Raw genomic sequence first — 23841 nt, 5'->3', positions numbered from 1 at the left:
TATTGTCTAGACAAGTTTTTTTATAAAAAAATTGACGTTTGGACCAAAAAAAAAGCCCAGTCTCAGACCAGGCAAACTATACAACTTGTATGGATAAGTTAATTTGTGGCTAACTCTGCCGAGACTGATTTTCCAAATCACTCAATTCAATTGAAATGGCTCTTGTACTAATTTGCGTTTCTACAAAAGAGAGTAATAAAGAGCCCAAAAGAAGAAAAAGGCTTAAACCAAACACATAATCAGCAATTTGTTGCCTGCCCAAGTACATAAGCACCATGCACAATACGCAACTAAAAAAACTGGCTATGCCAAGGGCTTGCATGTTGCGAATCAGGAGCAAGCGTGCTTTCAGGTTTTTGATCTGACCCAGTAAGGCTTGATCTACTTCTGGTGCATCTTTGAAGCGCTGTCTTAACCCTCTGGCCAATGTGGCTAAGGCAACAAAACGGTTCGTATAAGCCAGAAGCAATAAGGTAATGGCGGGGAATAGCAAAGCCGGTGTGGTAATGTCAATGTTCATACTCACTTATTCTTTCCAGGAAACTTATGATCGATCAATCTCCAACCAAAGTACAAACCGCCTAGACCGGTTAAATACATGACCGTTTCAACAGCAAACAGGTTCTGGGGGTTGGCAAGAATCGCTTCAAGTTCCGATCCATGGACCAATAGCAGCAGGACTGAGCTGATGACCGAACAACTCAAAAATATCCAAAGCGTAGTTCTTCTCGACATGTTCACAGTTGACAATTACATTAATAGTGGATCTCCAGCGATGGGTAGTGTATAAAAAAGCACAACTCTCTTAACCCACATTCCCTGCCACTTGCATGGCATCTAGGGTTGGGTTTTGACTCCCTCCTTTTGGCTCAATGGTTACGGCAAAAGTCGCTGCATTGGCAACAGATTTCATTTGCAATAGCCCCTCATCGTCACCATTGAAAACACCCATATCTACCGGTTGCCCATCAACAATTGCCCAAAGTTGATACTGCTGGTTATCCGCCAACATTTTCAACTCAACGATATTCAAATAGACCTCTTGGGTTTGTGTATTCCAAAAAACACTTGCACTGTAGCCTTGTCCTTCAATGACTGACCCCATATTGATTCGCTGGAAGGCTTGATCGCTGATCACATTCAGATCTTTAGACAGGTCATCAAGTCGCTGATTGACTCGATTGTATTGGCTAGCCATTTGTTGACTGTCATCCAGCAATGCCGTATACAAGGATTCTGCAGCCTTCCATCTTGCATAATAATTATAGGCCGTAAATGAAGACACCAAAGCCAGGGCAATTGCCGCAGCAGCGACGTAAGACCAAACGGATGTTGGCCTATTGATTGGAACCAATTTGGTCTCGTCTAGTGAATTGGCAACTGCAGTCTCATCTGGCCTATCCTCTGCATTTTCTAAGCCATCAACAGCGTCTAAAATCGACTGCTTTAGTCCCTTAGCAGGGGCAACAGCCGTTTTCAATGCGAGTACTTCAAGCGACTCCTCAATCTTTGTCAACTCAGCTTTCAGCTCAGGATATTTCGCAAACATCCCCTCCACCTCCAAGCGCTCTTCTGGAGAAAGGCCATCAAGCACATAGGCTTCTAGTATACCGGACGATATGTAATCTTGAGTATCCACTTAATCAGTTAACTTCTTTTTCAAATGTTTGAGCGCCGACCTTAGCTGTGACTTTACCGTTCCCAAAGGGATATCGAATTCATCGGCAATTTCCATGTGCGTATAGCCTTCAAAATAAATCTTTCTTATCACAAATCGCTGATCTTCGACCAATCCCGCTAACACATCCCTTACTCCTATCCCATCGATCGACATCTCCACATTGTTTCGCTGTTCGATCGTATATACGTTATCTTCTACTGTATCGGTTTTAGCAACCTTCTTTATTTCTTTTGAACGAATTTTGTCAATTGCAGCATTCCGACTCAAATTCAGCATCCAAGTGAACAAGCGCCTTTTTTTGGCATCATAGCGATCAATCTTCTCCCAGATCTTTAAGAAAATATCTTGCACTACTTCTTGTGTGACCTCTTCATCTTCGACAATACGAAGCACAACACCATTGAGAGCGGCTCCATATTGGTCATATAAATAAGCCTATGCCTCCTTGTCCTTGGCCTTAAGCTTTGAGACAAGGAGTTCTTCGTTCATATGGTGGGTTGTTAAGCTAATGTGCAAGCCCTCTGACTAGTCTCTAAAGATGTATCACTTCGTCATAGGCTGCTGCTGCTGCTTCCATAACGGCTTCCGACATCGTTGGATGTGGGTGAACCGTCTTGATGATTTCGTGACTCGTGGTCTCCAGCTTTCTTGCCGCCACTACTTCAGCGATCATCTCTGTGACATTGGCCCCAATCATGTGAGCACCTAACCATTCACCGTATTTCGCATCAAAAATCACCTTCACAAAGCCATCGCTCACACCGCCGGCTTTGGCCTTACCAGAGGCTGAGAATGGGAATTTACCTACTTTCACCTCATAGCCAGCTTCTTTCGCTGCCTTCTCGGTGTACCCCACTGAGGCGATTTCTGGCTGACAATAGGTACACCCCGGAATGTTATTATAGTCTAGTGGTTCTGTATGCTGCCCAGCGATCTTCTCCACACAGATTATGCCCTCTGCTGAGGCAACGTGAGCCAGAGCAGGACCGTGAACAATATCACCAATGGCATAGACTCCAGGAATATTTGTTTTGTAGTAGTCATCCACAATGACTTTTCCCTTGTCGGTGGCAACGCCTACATCTTCTAGTCCAATACCTTCTAAATTGGTTGCAACACCGACTGCTGAAAGCACCACGTCGCAGGACAGGGTTTCATCTCCCTTTTTCGTTTTGACCGTTACCTTACATCCTTTGCCTTTGGTATCCACAGCGGTCACTTCAGCATTTGTCATGATCTTCATGCCCGCTTTTTTATAGATGCGTTCCAATTGCTTAGAAACTTCCTCGTCCTCCACAGGCACAATTCTATCCATGTATTCGACGATCGTAACTTCTGTACCGATGCTATTGTAGAAATAGGCAAATTCTACCCCGATAGCACCAGAACCTACGATCACCATTGATTTTGGCTGCTTGTCCATGACCATGGCTTTACGATAGCCGATGATCTTCTCGTTATCTATGGGCAAAGCCGGTAATTCTCGTGAACGGCCTCCGGTAGCCACGATGATGTGATCCGCACTATAATCGGTTTTAGTACCATCTTCAGCGGTCACTTCTACTTTTTTTCCTGCCTTCAGTTTCCCAAAACCTTCAATATGATCGATCTTATTCTTCTTGAAAAGAAACTGAATTCCTTTACTCATTCCGCCGGCAACGTCTCTACTCCTCTTTACCATTCCGGAAAAGTCAACCGCAGCATCCTTCACGCTCACCCCATAATCGGCAGCATGTTTCACGTATTCAAAGACTTGTGCACTTTTCAAAAGAGCTTTGGTGGGTATACAACCCCAGTTCAAACAAATACCGCCAAGTTCAGAGCGCTCAACCACTCCTACTTTCATGCCCAATTGTGAAGCACGAATTGCTGCTACGTAACCGCCGGGTCCACTACCAATTACAATAAGGTCGTATTTAGATGCCATAATGCTATTATTATCTGTTTTTGAGAGTCGCAAAGTTAATCCAAAAGCATTCTTAAAAAAATAGTAGAATTGGACTAGTTAATGCTTTTCACTTAATTTGACCCATTATTAAAACGTAACGGAAATTTCAAGAGAAGTACATTAACGAATAGCATATATGGGTTTATTGAATGGAAAAACGGCATTGATCACTGGAGCATCAAAAGGTATTGGAAAAGCCATTGCAACCAGTTTCGCAAAAGAAGGTGCAAATGTGGCTTTCACCTATTTATCCAGTGTAGAGAAAGGCGAAGCACTTGAGGGTGAGCTTTCGGTACACGGCACAAAGGTCAAGGGCTATCGCTCCAATGCAGCGGATTTTGCCGCAGCGGAAGAATTGGTCAATGCAGTTGTTGCTGAATTTGGAAGCCTCGATGTGATCGTCAATAATGCGGGCATCACGAGAGACAACTTATTGATGCGCATGAATGAAGAAAGCTGGGACGAGGTGATCAACGTCAACTTGAAGTCTTGCTTCAATACGGTAAAAGCCGCCACAAGAACCATGATGAAGCAGCGCGCCGGTTCCATCATCAACATCACCTCTGTTGTCGGTGTTAAAGGAAATGCGGGACAAGCCAATTATGCTGCATCCAAAGCGGGAATCATTGGGTTCACAAAATCTGTGGCCTTAGAATTGGGTTCGCGTGGAATTCGATCGAATGCCGTAGCACCAGGCTTCATTGAAACCGAAATGACGGATACCCTTGATGAAAAAACCGTTCAAGGCTGGAGAGATGGCATTCCATTAAAAAGAGGGGGCACTCCGGAAGATGTGGCCAATGCTTGTGTGTTTTTAGCCTCAGACATGTCCGCCTATGTGACCGGTCAAACCTTATTAGTTGATGGTGGAATGCTCACCTAATTTCCGCTCATCAAACCATTGGTAAAAAGTGCTTCGGTCAATGACCAAATCTCGTTTTTAACCGTTATTATACGTTGACCGAACACTATCCATAAAAATTGAATTCGATCCAACTTTCACTTGCCATAACAACCCTGAAAACGGAATTTTCTCCGTGGTTCATTCCTCTTTGCCTTTTTCTAGGCGTCCTTTATTCCGCTTTACTTTACAAGAAAGAAAGTCCTTGGTCGAAAAAAGTCAATTGGCTGCTTGCTAGTGCCCGATTTCTAACGGTTAGTTTTTTAGCCTTTTTGATCGTAGGGCCACTACTCAATCAACTCTCATTTGAAGAGGAAGCCCCAATAGCAGTGATCGTCATGGACAATTCTGCCTCTATTGCAGCTAACAATGATTCCACTGATCTGCTGCGTCTGCTTGAAACACTGCAGCAAGGAATGTCCAGAAATGGCCTCAATGTTCAATTGCGCGATTTAACCTCCTACCTCAATTCAGCTGAGGCCCTTAGATTTGATGCACAAAGTACTGACCTGAACCGGGTGCTTCAAGACATCTCTAAAGATTTTGAACAGCAGAATTTAGCGGCCACGGTACTGCTTTCTGACGGCATCAACAACTATGGTACATCTCCTCAGTTTTTCACATCTACCCAAGCCATATATACGGTAGGTTTAGGAGATACCATTCCGGCAAAAGACCTAAGCATAAAACGTGTGAATGCGAACAAGGTGGTCTATCAAGGCAAGCGATTCCCCTTGGTCGTAGACCTTTACAACAACGGATTTGTGAATCAATCGCTCACCGTTGAGATCATCAGTGGCGGAAAGGTAATCGAGAAAAAAGCGTATCGTCCCACAGGAGACCAACAGATCAATTCTGTAGAATTTCTATTGGATGCTGGTGAAGTAGGGATCAGAAGCTATCAAGTAAAGTTGATGCCTCAAGCGGATGAAAGCACCTACGTCAACAACACCAGAACCCTCTTTGTAGAGGTCATTGATAGCGAGCAAAAGATCCTAATCGCAGCCGCTGCACCTCATCCCGACATTAAAGCGCTACGCTCAATAATTGAAGCCAAAGAAGGCACCGAGGTTTCTGTGTGGCTTCAGTCTGTCACCCAGGATTTTCCAGAGGGCCCTTTTGACTTGGTCATTTATCACGAACTTCCAGGTTTCAATGCGCTTCCCGAAGCCATTGATCACTGGATTGATGACAGCAATACTTTCTTCATCACCGGCACACAAGAGCTTGACAATATCAATCAACGAAACCCGGTGCTGAACTACCGCAACCTCGGACAAACTGATCAAGTCTCGGCTAATTATTCGCCTTCGTTTGATCTTTTCAACATCGAAGAAAACCTGCTCTCTAGATTGAATGAATATCCTCCGCTCACTGTACCCTATGGCAGTTTTGAACTTAAAAATAATGCTATCGTACTTTTGTATCAGCGCATTGGAAATGCACAAACCAATAGGCCCCTATTGTCGGTTCTCAATGATGGGGAAAGAAAATCTGCTGTTTTTTCAGGTTCCGGTTTTTGGAAATGGCGACTTCAAGAAAATGCGCTCTATACAAATTCAGCCTTATTTGATGAATTATTTGGCAAACTCATTCAATTCTTGGCCACCACAGAGAACAAAACTAATTTCGAGGTCAACTCAATCAAAGAGCGTTTCACTAACTCTGAAGCGATCGAATTCGTCACCAATGTGTATAATGAACTTTACGAACCAGTTTATGACTACACCATCTCCTTAAAACTTCGGAATGAGCAAAATGAAGTAGAAGAGTATAATTATGTCAATACACCAAGTAATGAGTTCACTATTCGAGGCCTCAAGCCCGGTGTTTATTCGTATGAAGCTAGTACACGACTGAATGGTCAGCTGGAAATAAGTAGAGGCAGCTTTACCGTTGAACAGCTTGCATTGGAAGACATTGATTTGACAGCAGATCATCAATTGCTACGGAACATCGCACAAAACTCGGGAGGCACATTTTACCAACTCGCCCAGCTCGAACAACTAATTTCAGATGTAAACGAGCTAAACCCGAAACCAATCACCAGGTCTTCACAACGTCTTGACCCACTCATCAACAACCCCCTATGGCTTTTCATTCTGGCCCTATTGCTCTCTTTTGAGTGGTTTACTCGAAAATATCAAGGGCATTACTAAGATTTTAGTCGTTTTTCTTTAAATAAAACTAATAAGTTAGTTTATTTGATCAATGCCGAGATTTAGTTGGTTCTTAGCGCTCACCACCCTCCTCATTTTCTCTTGTGACATGGAAGCCGTCAGAGAAGAGGCAGATGATCATTTTCTAAATGGGGATTTCGAATCAGCGATAACTGATTATAGTCGAGTGATCCAGATAGACACGGATGATTATTTTGCCCTATTCAACCGAGCAAAGGCGCATGAAGCCTTAGAGCACTACCAAGAAGCTTATGACGATTACAATCAGTTGGTGCTTTTACGTTGGAATACCTTTAAGGCAATGTTAGGCAGGGCTCGATGTAATTTTGAATTGGAAAACTATACAGCTGTCATTGGTGATATGAACGTACTTATCGAGGCAGACGAGGACAATGTAGATGCCTTAACCCTGAGAGGTCGTGCATTTGTGAAGGAGGGTAAAAACCAAGATGCCATTTTCGACCTATCCAGAGTGATACGGAAAGATCCTAAAAATGTGGAAGCCTTGATCAGCCGCGGAGCTGCTTATGCCAGAGGTGGACTAGGGCCAATGGGAATTGAAGACTTCGATCAAGCATTGGCCATCGACCCTGAACTTCCTGTTGCCCATTTCAACAAAGCCATGGTTTTCTTTGTCTACGAGCATTATTCTGCCGCCATTGAGTCCTTTAATAATGCTTTAGATAAAAATCCAGAATATGGTGAAGCCTATACACGGCGAGGCATGGCGAAGATCAACTACAACAGCAACACCTTGCGATCGGCCTGTGAAGATTTTCAGATGGGCGCAACTTTTTTAGATCCCTTAGCCACCGACTACATAAAAGAGTATTGCAACTAATCAACGTAGCACTTTAATTCATACGAAATGTAATTCGGTCATGCTTAAAAAATTACTCCACACCGGAAATCCATCAACAAGCCTCAGTCTGGGTCTGTTGATTCTTCGCGTTCTCTTGAGCGCCGCTATGTTAACCCATGGGTATCCTAAGCTTATGCGTATTATCAACGGTGAATGGCGCTTTAGCGATCCATTGGGCTTGGGTGTTGAAGCATCCCTGACGATGGCAACTTTTGCTGAATTCTTTTGCTCGATTCTGCTGATGCTTGGTTTAACAACACGTTATGCTGTTGTCCCTTTAGTCATCACCATGCTGGTCGCTTGGCAGATTCAGCATGGAGATGATCCATTTAGTTCTCAAGAAAAGTCAGTCCTCTATTTGATCGGTTATCTGAGCATCCTGTTTACAGGACCCGGCAAATTCTCATTAGATCAACGATTGTTCTCTAAATAGGCTAGTCGGCAATAGATTCAATTTCACTATCAAGAAGCGCCAACACTTCCCTAAGATCGTAGAGCGCTTCTTTGAAAACAGCCAAGGTGCTCGCCTTATATGATTGTCCAAATTGAATCAGGTGCATGAACTTATCTGATTGAACGGCCTTGACAAAAGATCTTTTTGTCGATGCATCAGCTGAGGGATAATTCAGCCCTTTAACAAATGGAAAATTATCTTCAACAAAGGGAATCACCCGCCCCTTTACATGGTCGCCGTCTATGTTGCTCCAAAGCACGACCGTCTCAAATCCATTTTCATACAAACCCACGAGTTTATTCATGAGGTCTTCATTCCTGATCAAGTTTGAGGTTCCTGTGCTTTCCATTTGCTGGTAGGTAAGATCATTGGACGAAAAAGGAGCATAGTTCAGCAACGACACGGTGTGGATAAACAATGAGTCACTATACACCCCCTTTTCGCTTGTTAATAGCTTCTCAGCAAACTCAAGTTGTTTTTCTAAGACAGCAATATTTGAACTTAATCTCATGCTATCAACCACCAAATTCTTTTGGAAGTTGACTAACATCTCTTGTTCCATTACCCGTTCTTTTTGACCGATACGGTATTCATTGAGCAAAAATGAAGCAGAAATACCAACTATTAGAATGACCAACTCGGCAAAGAAATAAACAAACTTCTGTCTCTTCTTTTCATTTCTCATGATTAAATATAAGGCATAAGGGGATTCAAAATTCTCCAATCTTTTAAATTTGCAGTATGGAAAACGACCCGGAATTAAATGGTAAATATTTAGGGACCATCACCAAAGACTTTGTTTTGGTAGCAGACACCCTTAAAGAAGCAGCCTATCAGGTCAAAAAAAGAGGCTTTTCAGATTTTCCTATTTTTCCTATTGCTAAAACGGATATTCCTATTGGTCAGCAATTGATCAAAAAAGAAGAAATGGCCATCGACTGGAACTATTACATCACCTACATTGATGAATTCATCCAGCGAAAACTCATCGACGATGTGGAAGCCTTCAAAAATGCCTATAAAAATCCCGATGAATTCTGCTGCTTATTTGTGGTAGAACCTGACTTTACCAATTTTCTTTTTGTTCCGTACCCTGAAGAAGAATAACTATTGGACCATTTACGCGTTCTCATATGCGCAGGGAACCGCTAACAAAGACCAATAGAATGGAGGAAAATCAGGAGATTGTCAAGAACATGCTGGATAAATTGACCAACATGGGGACAGACATTAGCTGGAAGATCAACAACTCGTATACTGATGGAATTGAAAAGACCATCTATGAGGTGAGATTTTACCAACATGATCAACAAGCCGGTAGAATCGCCTATCAAGCCGAAAATGGACAAGTCTTGAACTATCGATACAAAAAGCTTGAAAAACGCCTACCCATAACCGTCAGCGATGTGTTACTTGACATCATTGGCTTTGAAATACGTGCTACTAAAGCGACTCAGCCCATTGCTTTTTAACCTGCTCCTCAAACAGCCTGCTCACTTCCTTCGTGATTTCGCCGGGCCTTCCTGTTCCTATTGAATGTTCGTCTACTCGCGTGATCGGTAAAACTCTTTTGGTTGTGCTCGTAATGAAGAGTTCATCCGCGTCCAATACGTCTTGCAGTTTGATGTTTCCGATATCAAGAGGGAAAGTATTCCGCACCGCAAGCATGACATTTTTTTGAGTCACGCCAGCCAGAACATCTTGCTTGTTGGTCTTAATTCGACCTGATTTTACGACAAAGACATTGCTTCTTGACACTTCCGATATCCATTCATTTTGGAAATACAATACATCTACATGTCCCTTCAGCTTCCATTCTTTTTCCAGGGCCAAGGCTTGGGCATAGGCCACTGACTTTACCTGAGGCAGATCTCTGTGGTATGCATGCGTCATCAACGAAGCCCCATCAGTATAAAGGCGTGCGTCAGGTTGAACGAAAGGAAGGTGCATCATCAAAAAAGTGGGTTCGCCTGGAGAAAACCCATTTGGTGAAACTCCTCCTGTCACCATCAGCTTCATTGCGCTGATCCCCAGTTGATTTTTTTCGATCAATGTCGAAACGATGTTCTTAATCCCTTGCCTCGTTTCAGGAATCTCCAGTTGAAATGCCTGCGCCGATGCCCACAACCGATCCAAGTGATCTTCGATGAATAGTGGCGTATTATGCTCGACACGAAAGTATTCAAAGACCGCATAGCCTCTCGAAAAGCCTACATCATCTGGAGAAATGGAAATTTCATTCTTTTTAAGGTACTTCCCGTTGTAATACTGTAAGGCTTCCATAGTTTTAGCAAATCGTAAGCGCTGTTCAAAGATATGTCGAAAGACTTTTACCACATACTGGGCGTCGAAAAAAACGCAACTACAGCTGAAATCAAGAGAGCCTATCGGAATTTAGCCAAAGACCTTCATCCCGATGTGAACCCATCATCACAAGCGGAAGCAGCTTTTCACAGGATCAACGACGCTTATGTGGTACTCATTGAAAGACAAAAGCGGATGGCGTATGATGAGCACCTAAGGCAAGTAGAAATCGCCTTAAGCCAAGAAAAGCTGCGTGAAATATTGAGGCGACGGCAAGCTGAGGGTACTGATGATTTTAGATTCCAACCCAGAACCCCTCAGTATCCGCCGACCAACTATCAAGCGACAGAAAAGACAGCAACTGTTCTGAACATCTTGATGATGTGCTTCGCGCTTACACTTATCCTAGACTTCTTTGTCAGTCGGCCTATTGGCACGTATGCTGTCAATTCGATCCAACAGAAAATAATGGTCACCGGCGACCTTTACGATGTCGATAAATACCTGCTTTCTACAGATATTGGATTACTCGAAGTTTCCGGTTCGGATTTACAGCAGCTTGACCGCCCCCCAGCATTTGCTGAGCTAGAAAAGAGTCTGATTTATGGGAATCTGTCCTTTCGACTTTCAAAGCAAAGCGATTACATCCGAAATCAACGTTTTGTGTGGGTCACCTATCTTTTTGTGATCGTGACTTTTCTGGCTGCGAGTACGGGATTATTTCCCACGCTAAGTGCTGAACGTAAATTTAATGCGGCCATCATCAGTACCTTTTTCAGCCTTGCCATTGTAGTGCTATTGCTGATTGGATAGATGATCCCAGCCTTGCGCTTTTAGGGGAACTGCATTCTGATTTTTCGTTACCAAGAAATTTCCCTTTTCCAACTTTTGCGCGTGGCCTATGAAATGGATATCGGGATGTTTCTCCAGTTTATCGTGGTCTTTTTGGCTGATGGTAAAAAGCAATTCGTAATCTTCACCACCATTCAAAACTGCAGTGATCGGGTCGATATTGAATTCTACAGCGGTATCAAAGGTTTGTTTATCAATGGGTAGCTTGTCTTCATAAATAGCGAAGCCTACTCCTGAATGATGAGAAAGGTGTAGGCATTCTGACGCCAGACCATCTGAAATATCGATCATTGCCGAAGGCACAATACCTAGTGTTTTCAGTTCGTGAATAATGTCCATCCTCGCTTTCGGCTTCAATTGACGCTGAACAATGTATTGATATTTATCAAGTTGAGGCTGCATGTTAGGGTTGGCCAAAAAGGTTTGCTTTTCTCGTTCCAACACTTGCAATCCGACAAAAGCAGCACCCAAGTCCCCAGTAGCGCAAAGGATATCGTTGTGAGCCGACCCTTTGCGATAGGCTATGGACTCTTCTTGAACTGAACCAAATACTGAAACGGAAATGATCAAACCCGCAGTTGATGCAGTCGTATCGCCTCCGACGATATCGACATCAAAATCTTTTGCTGCAGCATGAATGCCTTTGTATAAAGCTTCTACGGCCTCTACAGAGAACCGATTGCTTAAGCCCAACGAGATGGTGATCTGCTCCGGGACTCCGTTCATTGCCGCAATATCGGATACGTTTACTGCTACTGCCTTGTAGCCTAAATGAGGAAGAGGAGCATACGATAGATCAAAGTGAACACCTTCCAACAACATATCTGCGGAAAGTAGTCCCAAACCCTTCTCGGAAGTCTTAATTACTGCGGCATCGTCTCCAATACCCTTTATTGTGGTTTGATTCTTGAGTTCTACCCCTTCAGCCAGTCGGTCGATCAAGCCAAACTCTCCTAATGAAGCCAATTCCGTGCGCTTTTCAGTCATGCTTTTCCAATTCTGCCACAAAGGTAAGGATTAATGCCAATCTCACGATTAGCAAGCTAGCTTGTTAGACGCCAGGCCTAAACGGCCTCCTGACAAAGTTCGATCAATACGCCGTTAGTGGTTTTTGGATGAAGGAAGCAGACCAGTTTGTTATCGGCACCCCTCTTGGGTTCCTTATTCAATAAAGTGAATCCTTCCTCTTCCAGTCGCTTCATTTCTGTGTGAATATCCTCAACGTCATAAGCGATATGGTGAATTCCTTCGCCTCTTTTTTCAATAAATTTTGCGATCGGACTATGGGGATTGGTCGCTTCTAAAAGCTCGATCTTATTTGGGCCTACTTTAAAAAAGCTTGTGCTGACGCCCTCAGAAGCCACTTCCTCTACTTTATAATGAGGTTCACCGAAAAGTTTGGCGAACAACTCATTTGAAGACTCCAATGATTTAACAGCTATGCCGATGTGCTCAATCTTCCTCATGGTATTCAATTAAATTTCATCTATTATCTTTGTGCCAAGGTAATGAACTTATTGGTTTCAAAACCTGTTTAATGTCAGCTGTATAGGCGATAAAGGCACAACATGAATATGACAGGCACAGGAAGTGACATTCACGTTGAAAGCGTAAAGCTCCAGAAGAAAATTGAAGCTCATTTGGGGATTCAAGGAAGTGAATTGAGCTTTGAGTTTCAGACGATAGATGGTAAGATCAAGCTAGACCTGATCACCATCAATCCGAGGCACAACCAATCCTTCTTGTTCCATTCAGAACTAGGGATTGACAAAGTGGATGCACTGAGTAAGATGCTTGACCATGTAAAATCTTACAAGGACAAGTTCAACAGCTACACCATTCAGTGGATTGCCAAGGACGAAACGGAATTGCATACTTCATATTTCACCGCCACCAACATGTATGATGCCCTTGATAAGCTTTATTATGGCAGAGACATCAACACCATTACCATATTTAGTGTAGTACTTAACCCAGTAGCATAATGATCAATGTAACAGAAACAGCGAGAGAGAAGATCGTAGAGCTGAGAGCCAAAGAAGGGAAAACCGATAACCATAACATTCGAGTGGCTGTGCAAGGAGGTGGCTGCTCAGGTTTGATGTATGATCTGGAGTTTGATGCTGAAATCAATGAGAAAGACCAAATTTTTGAAGACAAAGGCATTAAGGTATTGGTAGACCGTAAAAGCTTACTTTACTTGTTGGGCACCACACTGGATTTTTCAGATGGATTGAACGGTAAAGGCTTTCAGTTCATTAATCCAAACGCAAACAGAACTTGTGGATGCGGAGAAAGCTTCTCCGTTTAATCTTAACTAATGAGTTTTTAAGTGAGCCGCTCAATGAGCGGCTTTTTTATTGTGCAAAAAGGCCGATCAATGATCGGCCAAGTTCTTATCTATCATTCAATCCTGCTAAAATCAGAGGAAAATTAGATTTGTCTTACAATAGATTTTCCCCTCTATGAAGTATCAAGTCTAGGCTCTAATAGGCGCGAACTTCTTTCCCTTCCATGAAGTTCATGAAGGCTTTATTGACAACCCGCATTCCCCCAGGCGTGGGGTAATTTCCGGTGAAGTACCAATCGCCTAGGTTATTTGGACAAGCTTTGTGCAAGTTATCAACTGTCTGGTAAATCACTTCTAACTCTGCCTTTAAGTCGCTGGGTCTTACAATCTCTGTGATCTTCGCCGAGAGTTCATCATCAGTAAACTGATCATACAACTCCTGTACAAAGTTAGACTGCTTTTTGCTATCAATATTCGCTAAGACCTTATGGTAAGCCTCATCCATTTTGTTTTCGATCAGCCGTTCTTTCAAAAGGGCCTGCATTGCTCGGAAAGCAACGAATTCTTTGATCTTGGACATATCGATTCCATAACAATCGGGGTATCGGATCTGGGGTGCAGAAGATACCACTACAATCTTTTTGGGCTCTAGTTTGTCAAGCATTTTTAAAATGCTCTTTTCTAAAGTAGTTCCACGAACAATGGAATCATCAATAACAACCAAGGTATCGATTCCCTTTCTGATGACCTCATAGGTGGTGTCATACACATTGGCAACCAAGTCATCACGGCTATTATCATCGGCAATGAAGGTGCGAAGCTTGGCGTCTTTGATCACCAGCTTTTCTACCCTAGGTCGAAAGCTTAACAAGTTATCGATGTCATCCAATGAGGGCTTACCATCAATAATGATCTCTTTTTGCTTTTTGGTGAGGTACTCATCCAGCCCCTGCATCATCCCTAAAAAAGAAACCTCCGCTGAATTAGGGATATATGAAAAGACCGTATTCTTCAAGTCAAAGTTGATGGCCTTTAAGATTTGTGGAACCAAGAGTTTTCCCAGCATTTTGCGCTCTTGGTAAATTTCAGGATCATTGCCTCTTGAAAAATAGATGCGCTCAAATGAACAGGCGGTTAATTCCTTTTGCTTAATGACGGGGACCTCAGAGAAAGCACCATCTCGTTCAATGATCAAGGCGTGCCCTCTTTCAATCTCAGAGATCTCGTTATACTTCACATTAAAGGCCGCTTTGATCGCTTGTTTTTCTGAGGCAACGACCACTACTTCGTCATCAATGTATTTGAATGCCGGTCGAATGCCATTCGGATCTCGTACGACAAAAGAAGCTCCATGGCCCAAAAGACCCACCATCGCATATCCTCCGTCAAAGTCTTTGAACGACCTTTTGAGGATACGCTGAATATCCATTTCTGTTTCTATCTTCTCTGTAACTTCGGCATTTTCCAGCTTGTTCTTGTACTTATCGAAAATGCGTTGGTTTTCCTCATCCAAAAAGTGACCGATCTTTTCCATGACCGTTACGGTATCGGTTTTCTCCTTTGGGTGCTGACCTAATCCGATAAGCACATCAAATAGCTCATCAACATTGGTCATGTTGAAATTGCCCGCCATCACTAGGTTGCGGCTTCTCCAGTTGTTTTGTCTCAAAAAGGGGTGACAACTTTCGATCGAATTCTTTCCATGTGTACCGTAGCGCAAATGGCCCAACCATGCTTCGCCTGAAAACCCAATATTATTCTTTAACCAATCTGCATCATTGGCATCAAAGCCTTCTTTCTTTCTGGCCTTGGCATACTTTCTGGCAATCTTCCCAAAAATCTCATCGACGGGATTAGAGTTGATCGTGCGGTAACGACTGATGTATCGCTTGCCTGGCGGCACGCCGATCTTGATATTGGCTACCCCTACGCCATCTTGCCCTCGGTTCGATTGCTTTTGCATCATCATGTAAAGCTTACTTACCGCATACTTGTGTGTACCATATTTGTCAATATAGTACTGAAGAGGCTTTCTGAGGCGAATATGGGCTATTCCACATTCATGTTTGATAGGCTCGCTCATGTCAAGATCTAAAATGTAAAATTAATAGTATTCATTAGGTCAACAAACCAATCAGACCTAAAGAATAAAAGTAACAATGGCAGCACCAAAAGAGTGCCCATAATACCAAGTGGTGCTGACACTTTATTGGTCGTCAGGCTTGAAGTACTCTTGAAAAATAAGAGGTAGGGAATTTTCAAGTAGTAAAACAGTGAGATCACGGTATTGAAAAGACCTATGATGAATAGCCATAACATTAGACTTGAGTTTGTGCTCAAATAACCTTCCCATAGTGCTGAAAAGAGGTATAGCTTGGCATTAAAGCCGGCTGTTGGTGGAAGTCCGGTCAAGGACACCATAGTGACCAACAGTAAAATGGAAGGCAGTGCAAAGGCTTTTCCCAATCCTTTCCATTCACTCATGGTAGACGTGCCCGTTAGTCGCTCAAAGAGTAAGATCAAGGTAAAGGCAGCAAAATTCATGATGGCATAGATCAACCCATAAAAGAGAAATGCTTGATTACCCGTTTCTGATTGCACTGCTAGCCCCATAAGCAAGAAACCAGCATGTGCAATAGAAGAAAAGGCCAACATCCTTTTTGCGTCCTGCTGCCAAAGCGCAGATAGATTTCCGACCAGCATCGAAGCGATGGCTAAAACACCTAGTGTCAAGGTCCAATCCCATAAATCACCTACATAGACCACCAACCTTAGCATAATAGTCAAAGCGGCTAATTTTGGGACAACCGAGAAAAAAGCAACAATAGGAGTTGGGGCCGCCTGGTACACATCGGGAGACCACAAGTGCATTGGAAAAGCTCCTAATTTGAAAAGGACACCACTTAAGGTCAGCAAGAGTGCAATTCCCAAAGCAAAAGGATCAGCCGTGATCAATCCAGCATAAAAACTGTCTGAATCCAATTGTAAGGTCCCGGTAAAGCCGTAAAGCCAGCTCATTCCGTAGAGCATCAATGCAGAGGCTACTGCCCCAAAGATCAAATACTTAAGTGCAGCTTCTGATCTATCCTTATTCGGATGAAGGGTAGTAATGATGTACGAGGCAATGGACACTAACTCTATGGCAATATAGATCAACAGTAAGTTCATCGTCATTGTCATCAGAAAAGACCCAACGAGCATGGTCAATAGCATGACATACTGCTCGCTTGAACGTGTACTCAACTGCCTTTCCTCTGCTTGTTGCAGGTTCATGAGGACAAGCACCAATACAGCAGCCAAGGTGAACAACATTTTTAGTAAGACAGACAGATTGGAAAGCTTTAGCATTCGGTTGAAAAAGGTCATCGTTTCAACCACTTCCCACTGCTCCAAGAGCGCAAAGAAGGTGCAGCCCAATCCTATGAATCCTATAAGTGCTAGTGCTATTCTTTTTTGCTTGTTCAAGAGCAAATCAAAGCAGATCAAGAGGATCAAGGTGGAGGTGACAATTAGTTCAGGCATCAACCACCTCGTGCTGTTGATGATCTGATTCAGCCAATCGGTTAGTCCACCACTTTGTAACAAGCCAATGCTCATCTTCCTGCCCCCGGGCTAATGTGTTCGACAAAAGCCATCACTGATTCATTCATCATGTCGAAAAGTGCAGCCGGATAAATACCAAAGAGGACAATGAGGATCACTAAAGGAATGAACATCGCATATTCTCTTGCATTCAGATCAGTCAACCTATCCAGCCAATTCTTGTCTTTGATCCAAAAATCACCAAAGAACATCCGTTGCAAGGTCCAGAGATAATATCCGGCAGCTAAAATCAGTCCAATAGCCGCTACAATTGGCATCCAAAAAGGAATAGCACCATTAACCATATCCGATTTAAATGCACCGATGAATACGGTTACTTCTGCGATAAACCCTGAAAATCCAGGTAAGCCTAAAGAAGCAAAAAAGGCTATTGCGGTAAACACTGTGTATTGCGGAAGTCGAATCGCGAGACCGCCGTAATTTTCTATCAATCGATCATGTGTTCTATCATACAAGACCCCGGCAATTAGAAACAACATAGCAGAAATCAATCCGTGGGAAAACATCTGATAGATCGCGCCTGATACTCCTTCGACTGTCATGGATGCCAGGCCTAGCAAGACAAATCCCATGTGAGAAACCGAACTGTAGGCGATGAGCTTTTTCAGGTCCTTCTGAGCCAATGCATTCATTGCCCCGTAAAGAATTGAGAACATGCCGAAAAAGCCGATGAGCCAGGCGTAATGAAAGGCCGCATCAGGGAACATGGCATAGGCTGTCCGGATAATGCCATAACCGCCTATTTTCAATAAAATTCCCGCCAGCACCACCGATATAGGTGTAGGTGCCTCCACGTGCGCATCCGGCAACCACGTATGAAAAGGGAAGGCCGGTAGTTTAATCGCAAAACCAATCAGAAGTGCCAGAAAAGCGATCCATCGGGCAGGTTGATTAAAAACTTTTGCAATTCCTGAAACCTCCAAAAATGACCCCGGTACATAGTTTCTTTCATCGGCCATGTAGATCATGTTAAATGACTTGACAAGATCACCCTGTTCGACCTCACCATTTTTCACCATCTCCTGAACTTGATCGATAATGACCACTTCCGGTAGATTCATGGTATCCATCTCCATTCGCTCTGCTGTTTTCAGTGGATCGAAGACAGAATTGTACAGTCCGATCATGACGATCAGAATAAAAATTGAACCCACTAAGGTGTAAAGGAAAAATTTGATGGAGGCATACTCCTTTCTTGGTCCTCCCCAAATTCCGATGAGGAAATACATCGGTAAGAGCATGAATTCAAAGAATAGGTAAAAGAGAAAGAAATCGAGCGCCAAAAAACAACCCAATACCGAAGAAGACAGCAGCAAATAAAGCCCAAAATATCCTTTCAGTTGCTTATGCATCTTCCAGGAAGAGATCACTCCAATGAACAGAACAATGGCGGCTAAGAGAATCAAACTGACGTTAATGCCGTCAACACCTAGGAAATAATCGACAGACACCTCCCCAAAGGAGCCCAATGAGAAGGAAAACCAGTCTGCTTTTTCTACAAACTGAAGGTGCGACTCTTCGCTGATGGCTCCGGAAGTTGCCCGCTCAAAAGAGAAGGTAAGCAACAGGCTTAAACCGAGTGAGATCAGCATTGCGCCTAAAGCGATCCACTTGTATGTCGAGGCAAATTTTTTCGGCAAAACTGCGACAAGGGCCGCCGCAAGCAAAGGAACAAAAACAATATAGGATAGCAGGTTGGCCATATCAGAAAATGAGCAACAACAATATTAATAGAACAAAAACAAAACTAAGCACAATAAACGACTGCACCTTTCCCGTTTGCATGGATTTGGTCAGCATTCCCATTCTGCCAATCGAATTGGAACTAAAATGAACCAACCCGTCTACGATGTACGCATCGAACCAACGAACAACCTGAGCAAAGACCACTTGCGCTTTTGCAAAGCCCACAACTATTCGGTCAAGTATCTGCTCGTCAAACCAAGCCAAACAATTCGCGCTGATCAACAGAAAAGGCAAGATGATTTTATTGTATAAGGCATCCTGGTACCAATGATAAAACGAGATCTGAGCCAAAGGCCCTGCGGGTTCTCTTCGTTCAACAAAACGCTGTTGCATTTTGGCACCAGGTCTAAAAGCAAAATACCCCATGAGCATTCCTGCAGTCGCCAGAAGCAGCGAGACAATCATCACAATGCTATGCATATCATGAAAAAGTTCCTCAGGAATTTCCACTAAACTTTGTGCTGCATAACTCACAGGAACCAGGTAAATCGGTGTTTCGATGAGCTGAGCCAACCAAGTAGCTCTCCCATCCAGGGTGATCCCTAGCCAAAGACTCGTGGATAACAAGGCAAGAACTAGCACCGGCACAATCAACAAGGCATTACCATCTTTTGGTCTCAACTTCAGTTGAACATCGGGTAGAATTGTTGGGAGTCTAAACGCTCCAAAGAAAACAAGCAGGATCATTCGCAGGGTATAAAATGCGGTAAAAACCACTGTTGCAAAAGCCAATACTTCTGGAATATAAAACCCTCCTCCCTTGTTATCGGTCCATACCGATAGGTTCAATAAGATCTCATCTTTCGACAAGAAGCCCGCAAAACCGGGCAGGCCGATCAAGGATAGTGAACAGATCAAAAACAGGAAGAATGTCTTCGGCATGTACTCTCTTAATCCTCCCATCACGCGCATGTCTTGGGTGTCGAACTTGATCTCCTCATTTTCAAGCTTATGCAATTGATGGATAATGATTCCTGCAGAAAGAAAAAGGCCCGCCTTAAAAAAAGCATGAGTCAACAAGTGAAATATACTTGCTGAATAGGCTCCTACACCCATTGCCATGACCATGTATCCCAATTGCGAAACCGTACTGTATGCCAGCACTTTTTTAATATCAAACTGAGATAAGGCAGCGATCGCGGCCATGAATGCGGTGATCGCACCGACAATGGCAACGACTTCAAGGGCTTGTGCATCGAGGATCACAAAAATTCGTGCCAGCAGGTAAACGCCTGCCGCGACCATGGTTGCCGCATGGATCAAAGCCGATACAGGAGTAGGCCCCTCCATGGCGTCAGGCAACCATACTTGCAAAGGAAACTGTGCTGATTTTCCCACAGCACCACAAAACAAAGCGATCCCCGCAGCACTCAACCACCGACCGTCCAAGTTATGGTAGATCTGTTCTCCTGCATTTAGAAAGCTGATGACCCATTGATCACCTTCAATTTCGCTCAACATCATCAATGATTTGACTGCTTCGAGATCCAAAGAACCAAATTGAGTAAAAAGGATCATGATACCGGTAATGAATCCCACATCGCCAATTCGGTTGATGATGAATGCCTTATTGGCGGCTACTGATGCCGCACGCTTTTTAAACCAGAAACCAATGAGAAGATAAGAAGAAAGACCCACCAATTCCCAGAAAATAAAAATGATCAGTAAGTCATAGAACAACACAATTCCCATCATCGAGAACGTGAACAAGCCCAAGTACCTAAAGTAGGTTGCGATGCGTCCATCATGCCGCATGTACTCTAGGGAGAATACATGAACTAATAAGGAAATGAAATTCACCACAATGGACATCAGCAGCATCAACTCATCAATGATCAGACTGTAGGTGAATTGATAATCGCCTATTCGAAACCATTCCCCACGAAATATTTGATAGCCGTCATTGAGATGAAGGACGGTGAGGTAAATCGACAAAAGCAAATTCAATCCAACAAGCAACGTCGCAACAATAGGCCCTCTTTTGCCAAAGTACCCACTGAAAAGAAAGCTGATGAAGGGCAAAGCCAGCAATACGAGCAACCAATGAAAATCTGGTCCGGTTTGGAGTGTCAATATGTCCTTCAGATCGATCACCCTTTTAAATCACTTATGTCTGATAAATCACTTGACTTGAAGTATTGATAAACCTTCACTACCAAGGCCAATCCGACTGCAGCTTCAGCAGCGGCAACAGTTATCACAAAGAGGCTGAACACTTGCCCTTGCAATTCGCCAGCATCGAAAGCACTGAAGGTGACTAGATTAAGATTTGCCGCGTTTAACATCAGTTCAATGCCGATGAGCACCATGATAACGTTTTTCTTGGCAACCACTATGTACAAGCCACAGCAGAAGAGGATCGCACCCAAAAAGAGCAAGAAGTTAATTGGCATTGCTTACCTCCTTTCTATTTCCAGCAATGTAGACAGCCCCAATCAAAGCAATCAACAAGAGCAAACCGATCAACTCAAAGGCCAATACATACTCTGTCATTAGATTCAAACCAAATGCTTTGAGGCTAGTGGTGGCGGACTGTTCTTGTTGCATCCATGCAGATTCGACAAAATTTGCACTCAGCACACCTTTGATCAAGACTAAAAAAACAGCTAAGGCCAGTACGGAACCAAAAAACTTTGAACGTGTGGCGCTGACGAGCTTCTCGCCCTTCAATCTATTGGTGAGCAAAACACCGAATAATAGCAAAACCAGTATCCCTCCCAAGTACACGAGAATCTGTACAATGGCAATGAATGTTGCTCCTAAAAAAATATAAACTCCAGCGAGAAAGAATAAACACATGATCAAAGCAAATGCCGCATAAATGATGTTACGGGTAACCGCCACAAAAAGCGCACATAGCGCCGTAAGCACTCCAAAGACATAAAATAAGATCAGTGAAACGTCCATCTAGTCTTCCTTCTTTTTAGGTGGAATTTTGGGCTTCATTGGAATTTTCGGACGCGCACTTTTGGGTGGTGCTTCCTTCTTTTCTTCTTGGCCTTTCCCTTGAACTGTATCGGTTTTATTCAGCTTTAGTTGATTAGTTGGCTCTTCATCCGACTTTTCCTCTGACTTATCGGTAGTAACCTTAGGCTTGATCACTGGTTTTTTAACCTGCATTTTAGGCCTAAAGCTAACCTTGGGTTGCTGATCACTCACCTCTTCTTTTTTCGACCCGCCAGGTACACGAGGCTTGACCATAGGTTTTGCCGTGCTTGTAGCCTTCGGTTGGATAGCTGGTTTGGCACCTGGAACTTTAGGCTTCACAACCCCAGTAGACTTGGCCGAAATGGCTTCTTCCTTCTTCTTTTGAAAAGCTGCCAGCTCCTCCTTCTTTTGAAGGATCTCGATAGGCGTCATGTTACCGAATTCAAAATTATGCTCTTTGATATCGAAGGTACTAAAGTCATATTCATCGGTCATGGTCAGGCACTCCGTCGGACAAACCGTTGTACACAGGCCGCAGAAGCAGCACTTGGCCATGTCGATATCGAACTTAGCGGCATAAATGCGCTTAGCCGTACCATCGGATGTCTTTCCAAATTCCTCGGTCGCTCTGACCGGTTCAATATCAATGCAATCGACCGGACAAATCTTAGCACATTTATCGCATACGATACAGTCCTCAATTTCATTGTGGAGTTTGTATCGACCGACGGTAGGGACAGGAAGCACCTCCTTAGGGTATTGTACCGTGAAAATGGCATTCTGCTTTTCAAAGTAATTCTCTTCGTTAGGCGATAAGGGGTCTCGCTGACTTGTTGCATCTTTTAAATGTCTTAGCGTGAGGTCAAGTCCTTTTTTCAAGGTCTTTGAAGCAATGGCGATATTTCTGAAATATTCCATCATATCATCAGCAGTCTATACAGCGCAGACAATAATACCAAAAGTATTGACGCTGGCGTCAAGTATTTCCAACTCAGATTCATTAGTTGGTCCAATCGTAAGCGAGGGTAGGTCCAACGCACCCAGATCTGTGAAGCTACGAGCATCAGCGCTTTTGAAATCATCCAAAAAGCTCCCCAAAGATGACCTGATAGTGAGCCCGGACTGCCCGTAGTCCAGTCGGCAAGGGCAACCGATCCTATATTGGGCAAAGGCGTATTCCATCCACCCAAAAATAATATCGCCATCAGAAATGAGACCAATAGCATCATGCCATATTCTGATAGCATGATCATGGCCCAACGAAAACCGGAATACTCCACATGAAATCCTGCCACTAATTCTGATTCTGCCTCAGGAATATCAAAGGGTGCCCGATTCGCCTCTGCCAGAGCAGCGATGTAAAAGATAAGAAAGGCAGGCAGCAATACAGGCGCTCGGAGGATGTTCCAGGTCAAAACGCCTCCAATTTGAGTTGTTTCAACTCCCAATGCCTTTATGCCAAAAAGAAAATTTGTGGCCTCCGGTGCTATTGACGGCCATAAGACCCCTTGTTGAAAGACAATTTCTTGAAGACTCAAGGTCTGTGACACCATCACCACGCAAAGGACCGTTAGTCCCAGCGGAATTTCATAGGAAATGATCTGCGCAATGGAGCGCATAGCCCCAAAGAGTGCATATTTACTATTCGAGCCCCAGCCAGCCAACATAATTCCCAAGACATCTAAACTCACGATCGCCAACAAATAAAACACCCCCAATTCAGTGCCAGACCCCATAAAATCAGCGGTTAAAGGCAAAACCGCAAAGCCGGCGAAAACTGCTGTGAAAATGATGAGTGGTGCTGGCTTAAAGATGTGCCTGTCTGCCTTAAACGGAACAATGTCTTCTTTTTGAAGAAGCTTCAACAAATCAGCTATGGTCTGGAGCAAGCCGTAATAACCCGTCTCCATTGGCCCATAGCGATCTTGAATGAATGCCGAAATTTTACGTTCAGCATAGACCGCAAAGACAGTGTAGGTCAACAGAAAGGTTAGAAAAAATAAAAATGCGCTCACGTTAGTTTGTCGCTTATGCTGTGCAAAGAAACGACTAATTTAATCAATAGCTATGCGAATTGAATCAGTCGAAGACC

Annotated in this window: 25 protein-coding genes and 1 pseudogene; 9 read left to right on the top strand and 17 right to left on the bottom strand. The window is 43.5% G+C overall.

The annotated features are described in order from the left end of the window. Window positions 1-109: 109 nt before the first annotated feature. The 5 genes and pseudogenes from AC2D6U_RS13770 to lpdA form a co-directional block, all read right to left on the bottom strand. Window positions 110-520 (bottom strand): DUF2721 domain-containing protein, encoded by a 411-nt coding sequence (locus tag AC2D6U_RS13770; protein ID WP_484721566.1) that lies wholly within the window; start codon window positions 518-520, stop codon window positions 110-112. Window positions 521-522: 2 nt separating this feature from the next. Then, window positions 523-735, bottom strand: a complete 213-nt coding sequence (locus tag AC2D6U_RS13765; protein WP_484721565.1) for a hypothetical protein — start codon at window positions 733-735, stop codon at window positions 523-525. Between the two features lie 70 nt (window positions 736-805). Then, window positions 806-1639, bottom strand: a complete 834-nt coding sequence (locus AC2D6U_RS13760; protein WP_484721564.1) for an anti-sigma factor — start codon at window positions 1637-1639, stop codon at window positions 806-808. Continuing rightward, a pseudogene (locus tag AC2D6U_RS13755) lies at window positions 1640-2101 on the bottom strand (RNA polymerase sigma factor); the annotation flags it as partial. A gap of 112 nt (window positions 2102-2213) precedes the next feature. Continuing rightward, window positions 2214-3608, bottom strand: coding sequence for a dihydrolipoyl dehydrogenase (gene lpdA, locus AC2D6U_RS13750; RefSeq protein WP_484721563.1), 1395 nt, complete (start codon window positions 3606-3608; stop codon window positions 2214-2216). 157 nt (window positions 3609-3765) lie between these two features. On the opposite strand from lpdA, the gene fabG reads away from it, so the two are divergent. The 4 genes from fabG to AC2D6U_RS13730 all read left to right on the top strand — a co-directional run bounded on the left by fabG (window position 3766) and on the right by AC2D6U_RS13730 (window position 8005). Continuing rightward, entirely contained in the window at window positions 3766-4512 is a 747-nt protein-coding gene (gene fabG, locus AC2D6U_RS13745; RefSeq protein ID WP_484721562.1) for a 3-oxoacyl-[acyl-carrier-protein] reductase, read from the top strand. A 98-nt stretch (window positions 4513-4610) separates the two neighbouring features. Next, window positions 4611-6689, top strand: coding sequence for a hypothetical protein (locus AC2D6U_RS13740; protein WP_484721561.1), 2079 nt, complete (start codon window positions 4611-4613; stop codon window positions 6687-6689). A 52-nt stretch (window positions 6690-6741) separates the two neighbouring features. Next, window positions 6742-7551, top strand: a complete 810-nt coding sequence (locus tag AC2D6U_RS13735; protein WP_484721560.1) for a tetratricopeptide repeat protein — start codon at window positions 6742-6744, stop codon at window positions 7549-7551. Between the two features lie 40 nt (window positions 7552-7591). Next, entirely contained in the window at window positions 7592-8005 is a 414-nt protein-coding gene (locus AC2D6U_RS13730; RefSeq protein WP_484721559.1) for a DoxX family protein, read from the top strand. A gap of 1 nt (window position 8006) precedes the next feature. On the opposite strand, the gene AC2D6U_RS13725 is transcribed toward AC2D6U_RS13730, so the two are convergent. Further along, complete coding sequence (locus tag AC2D6U_RS13725; protein ID WP_484721558.1) at window positions 8007-8711, bottom strand: hypothetical protein; 705 nt, start codon at window positions 8709-8711, stop codon at window positions 8007-8009. Between the two features lie 56 nt (window positions 8712-8767). Between AC2D6U_RS13725 and AC2D6U_RS13720 the strand changes: the two genes are divergently transcribed. After that, window positions 8768-9133, top strand: a complete 366-nt coding sequence (locus tag AC2D6U_RS13720) for a hypothetical protein (protein ID WP_484721557.1) — start codon at window positions 8768-8770, stop codon at window positions 9131-9133. Between the two features lie 26 nt (window positions 9134-9159). Continuing rightward, window positions 9160-9498 (top strand): hypothetical protein, encoded by a 339-nt coding sequence (locus tag AC2D6U_RS13715; protein ID WP_484721556.1) that lies wholly within the window; start codon window positions 9160-9162, stop codon window positions 9496-9498. On the opposite strand, the gene AC2D6U_RS13710 is transcribed toward AC2D6U_RS13715, so the two are convergent. Next, on the bottom strand, window positions 9470-10309 hold the full coding sequence (locus AC2D6U_RS13710) for an aminotransferase class IV (RefSeq protein WP_484721555.1): 840 nt from the start codon (window positions 10307-10309) through the stop codon (window positions 9470-9472). The two genes, AC2D6U_RS13715 and AC2D6U_RS13710, sit on opposite strands and share 29 nt — an antisense overlap. 33 nt (window positions 10310-10342) lie before the next feature. Between AC2D6U_RS13710 and AC2D6U_RS13705 the strand changes: the two genes are divergently transcribed. Continuing rightward, window positions 10343-11143, top strand: coding sequence for a J domain-containing protein (locus tag AC2D6U_RS13705; protein ID WP_484721554.1), 801 nt, complete (start codon window positions 10343-10345; stop codon window positions 11141-11143). Here AC2D6U_RS13705 and thiL read toward each other — a convergent pair. Beyond that, a complete protein-coding gene (thiL, locus tag AC2D6U_RS13700) occupies window positions 11126-12169 on the bottom strand; it encodes a thiamine-phosphate kinase (RefSeq protein WP_484721553.1) in 1044 nt (347 codons plus the stop codon). The genes AC2D6U_RS13705 and thiL overlap by 18 nt on opposite strands. Window positions 12170-12246: 77 nt before the next feature. Continuing rightward, a complete protein-coding gene (mce, locus tag AC2D6U_RS13695; protein WP_484721552.1) occupies window positions 12247-12648 on the bottom strand; it encodes a methylmalonyl-CoA epimerase in 402 nt (133 codons plus the stop codon). Between the two features lie 102 nt (window positions 12649-12750). On the opposite strand from mce, the gene AC2D6U_RS13690 reads away from it, so the two are divergent. Continuing rightward, window positions 12751-13167: a hypothetical protein gene (locus AC2D6U_RS13690; protein WP_484721551.1), complete on the top strand. Its 417-nt coding sequence runs from the start codon at window positions 12751-12753 to the stop codon at window positions 13165-13167. Next, window positions 13167-13493: a HesB/IscA family protein gene (locus AC2D6U_RS13685; protein WP_484721550.1), complete on the top strand. Its 327-nt coding sequence runs from the start codon at window positions 13167-13169 to the stop codon at window positions 13491-13493. The genes AC2D6U_RS13690 and AC2D6U_RS13685 overlap by 1 nt, the downstream gene beginning before the upstream one ends. Before the next feature lie 175 nt (window positions 13494-13668). Here AC2D6U_RS13685 and AC2D6U_RS13680 read toward each other — a convergent pair whose 3' ends face one another. The 8 genes from AC2D6U_RS13680 to AC2D6U_RS13645 are packed head-to-tail and all read right to left on the bottom strand — an operon-like array spanning window position 13669 to window position 23764. After that, window positions 13669-15555 (bottom strand): amidophosphoribosyltransferase, encoded by a 1887-nt coding sequence (locus tag AC2D6U_RS13680; RefSeq protein ID WP_484721549.1) that lies wholly within the window; start codon window positions 15553-15555, stop codon window positions 13669-13671. A gap of 8 nt (window positions 15556-15563) precedes the next feature. Further along, window positions 15564-17069 (bottom strand): NADH-quinone oxidoreductase subunit N, encoded by a 1506-nt coding sequence (locus tag AC2D6U_RS13675; RefSeq protein WP_484721548.1) that lies wholly within the window; start codon window positions 17067-17069, stop codon window positions 15564-15566. After that, complete coding sequence (locus AC2D6U_RS13670; protein WP_484721547.1) at window positions 17066-18778, bottom strand: complex I subunit 4 family protein; 1713 nt, start codon at window positions 18776-18778, stop codon at window positions 17066-17068. The genes AC2D6U_RS13675 and AC2D6U_RS13670 overlap by 4 nt, the downstream gene beginning before the upstream one ends. 1 nt (window position 18779) lies before the next feature. Beyond that, the gene (gene nuoL / locus AC2D6U_RS13665) at window positions 18780-20915 is read right to left on the bottom strand and encodes an NADH-quinone oxidoreductase subunit L (RefSeq protein WP_484721546.1); all 2136 of its coding nucleotides are present in this window, start codon (window positions 20913-20915) and stop codon (window positions 18780-18782) included. Further along, complete coding sequence (gene nuoK, locus AC2D6U_RS13660) at window positions 20912-21214, bottom strand: NADH-quinone oxidoreductase subunit NuoK (RefSeq protein ID WP_484721545.1); 303 nt, start codon at window positions 21212-21214, stop codon at window positions 20912-20914. Before nuoK ends, nuoL begins: the two co-directional genes overlap by 4 nt. Continuing rightward, window positions 21204-21728, bottom strand: coding sequence for an NADH-quinone oxidoreductase subunit J family protein (locus AC2D6U_RS13655; protein WP_484721544.1), 525 nt, complete (start codon window positions 21726-21728; stop codon window positions 21204-21206). The genes nuoK and AC2D6U_RS13655 overlap by 11 nt, the downstream gene beginning before the upstream one ends. Then, window positions 21729-22670, bottom strand: a complete 942-nt coding sequence (locus AC2D6U_RS13650) for a 4Fe-4S dicluster domain-containing protein (RefSeq protein WP_484721543.1) — start codon at window positions 22668-22670, stop codon at window positions 21729-21731. It lies immediately after the preceding gene. Further along, complete coding sequence (locus tag AC2D6U_RS13645) at window positions 22667-23764, bottom strand: complex I subunit 1/NuoH family protein (RefSeq protein WP_484721542.1); 1098 nt, start codon at window positions 23762-23764, stop codon at window positions 22667-22669. Before AC2D6U_RS13645 ends, AC2D6U_RS13650 begins: the two co-directional genes overlap by 4 nt. Window positions 23765-23841: the final 77 nt, after the last annotated feature.

Source organism: Roseivirga sp. YIW32, from assembly GCF_057219245.1.
Note: the sequence above shows the minus strand (reverse complement) of the source record. Positions and strands in the feature narration are given on the sequence as shown.

Bases quoted from the DNA above. Each gene is read 5' to 3' on its own strand.
- AC2D6U_RS13680 (WP_484721549.1), bottom strand. From the start codon at position 15,555: ATGAGCGAGCCTATCAAACATGAATGTGGAATAGCCCATATTCGCCTC.
- fabG (WP_484721562.1), top strand. From the start codon at position 3,766: ATGGGTTTATTGAATGGAAAAACGGCATTGATCACTGGAGCATCAAAA.
- AC2D6U_RS13685 (WP_484721550.1), top strand. From the start codon at position 13,167: ATGATCAATGTAACAGAAACAGCGAGAGAGAAGATCGTAGAGCTGAGA.
- AC2D6U_RS13720 (WP_484721557.1), top strand. From the start codon at position 8,768: ATGGAAAACGACCCGGAATTAAATGGTAAATATTTAGGGACCATCACC.
- AC2D6U_RS13690 (WP_484721551.1), top strand. From the start codon at position 12,751: ATGAATATGACAGGCACAGGAAGTGACATTCACGTTGAAAGCGTAAAG.
- AC2D6U_RS13670 (WP_484721547.1), bottom strand. From the start codon at position 18,778: ATGGCCAACCTGCTATCCTATATTGTTTTTGTTCCTTTGCTTGCGGCG.
- AC2D6U_RS13675 (WP_484721548.1), bottom strand. From the start codon at position 17,069: ATGAGCATTGGCTTGTTACAAAGTGGTGGACTAACCGATTGGCTGAAT.
- thiL (WP_484721553.1), bottom strand. From the start codon at position 12,169: ATGACTGAAAAGCGCACGGAATTGGCTTCATTAGGAGAGTTTGGCTTG.
- AC2D6U_RS13770 (WP_484721566.1), bottom strand. From the start codon at position 520: ATGAACATTGACATTACCACACCGGCTTTGCTATTCCCCGCCATTACC.
- AC2D6U_RS13655 (WP_484721544.1), bottom strand. From the start codon at position 21,728: ATGGACGTTTCACTGATCTTATTTTATGTCTTTGGAGTGCTTACGGCG.
- lpdA (WP_484721563.1), bottom strand. From the start codon at position 3,608: ATGGCATCTAAATACGACCTTATTGTAATTGGTAGTGGACCCGGCGGT.
- AC2D6U_RS13715 (WP_484721556.1), top strand. From the start codon at position 9,160: ATGCGCAGGGAACCGCTAACAAAGACCAATAGAATGGAGGAAAATCAG.
- mce (WP_484721552.1), bottom strand. From the start codon at position 12,648: ATGAGGAAGATTGAGCACATCGGCATAGCTGTTAAATCATTGGAGTCT.
- AC2D6U_RS13650 (WP_484721543.1), bottom strand. From the start codon at position 22,670: ATGATGGAATATTTCAGAAATATCGCCATTGCTTCAAAGACCTTGAAA.
- AC2D6U_RS13725 (WP_484721558.1), bottom strand. From the start codon at position 8,711: ATGAGAAATGAAAAGAAGAGACAGAAGTTTGTTTATTTCTTTGCCGAG.
- nuoK (WP_484721545.1), bottom strand. From the start codon at position 21,214: ATGCCAATTAACTTCTTGCTCTTTTTGGGTGCGATCCTCTTCTGCTGT.
- AC2D6U_RS13705 (WP_484721554.1), top strand. From the start codon at position 10,343: ATGTCGAAAGACTTTTACCACATACTGGGCGTCGAAAAAAACGCAACT.
- AC2D6U_RS13710 (WP_484721555.1), bottom strand. From the start codon at position 10,309: ATGGAAGCCTTACAGTATTACAACGGGAAGTACCTTAAAAAGAATGAA.
- AC2D6U_RS13765 (WP_484721565.1), bottom strand. From the start codon at position 735: ATGTCGAGAAGAACTACGCTTTGGATATTTTTGAGTTGTTCGGTCATC.
- AC2D6U_RS13735 (WP_484721560.1), top strand. From the start codon at position 6,742: ATGCCGAGATTTAGTTGGTTCTTAGCGCTCACCACCCTCCTCATTTTC.
- AC2D6U_RS13730 (WP_484721559.1), top strand. From the start codon at position 7,592: ATGCTTAAAAAATTACTCCACACCGGAAATCCATCAACAAGCCTCAGT.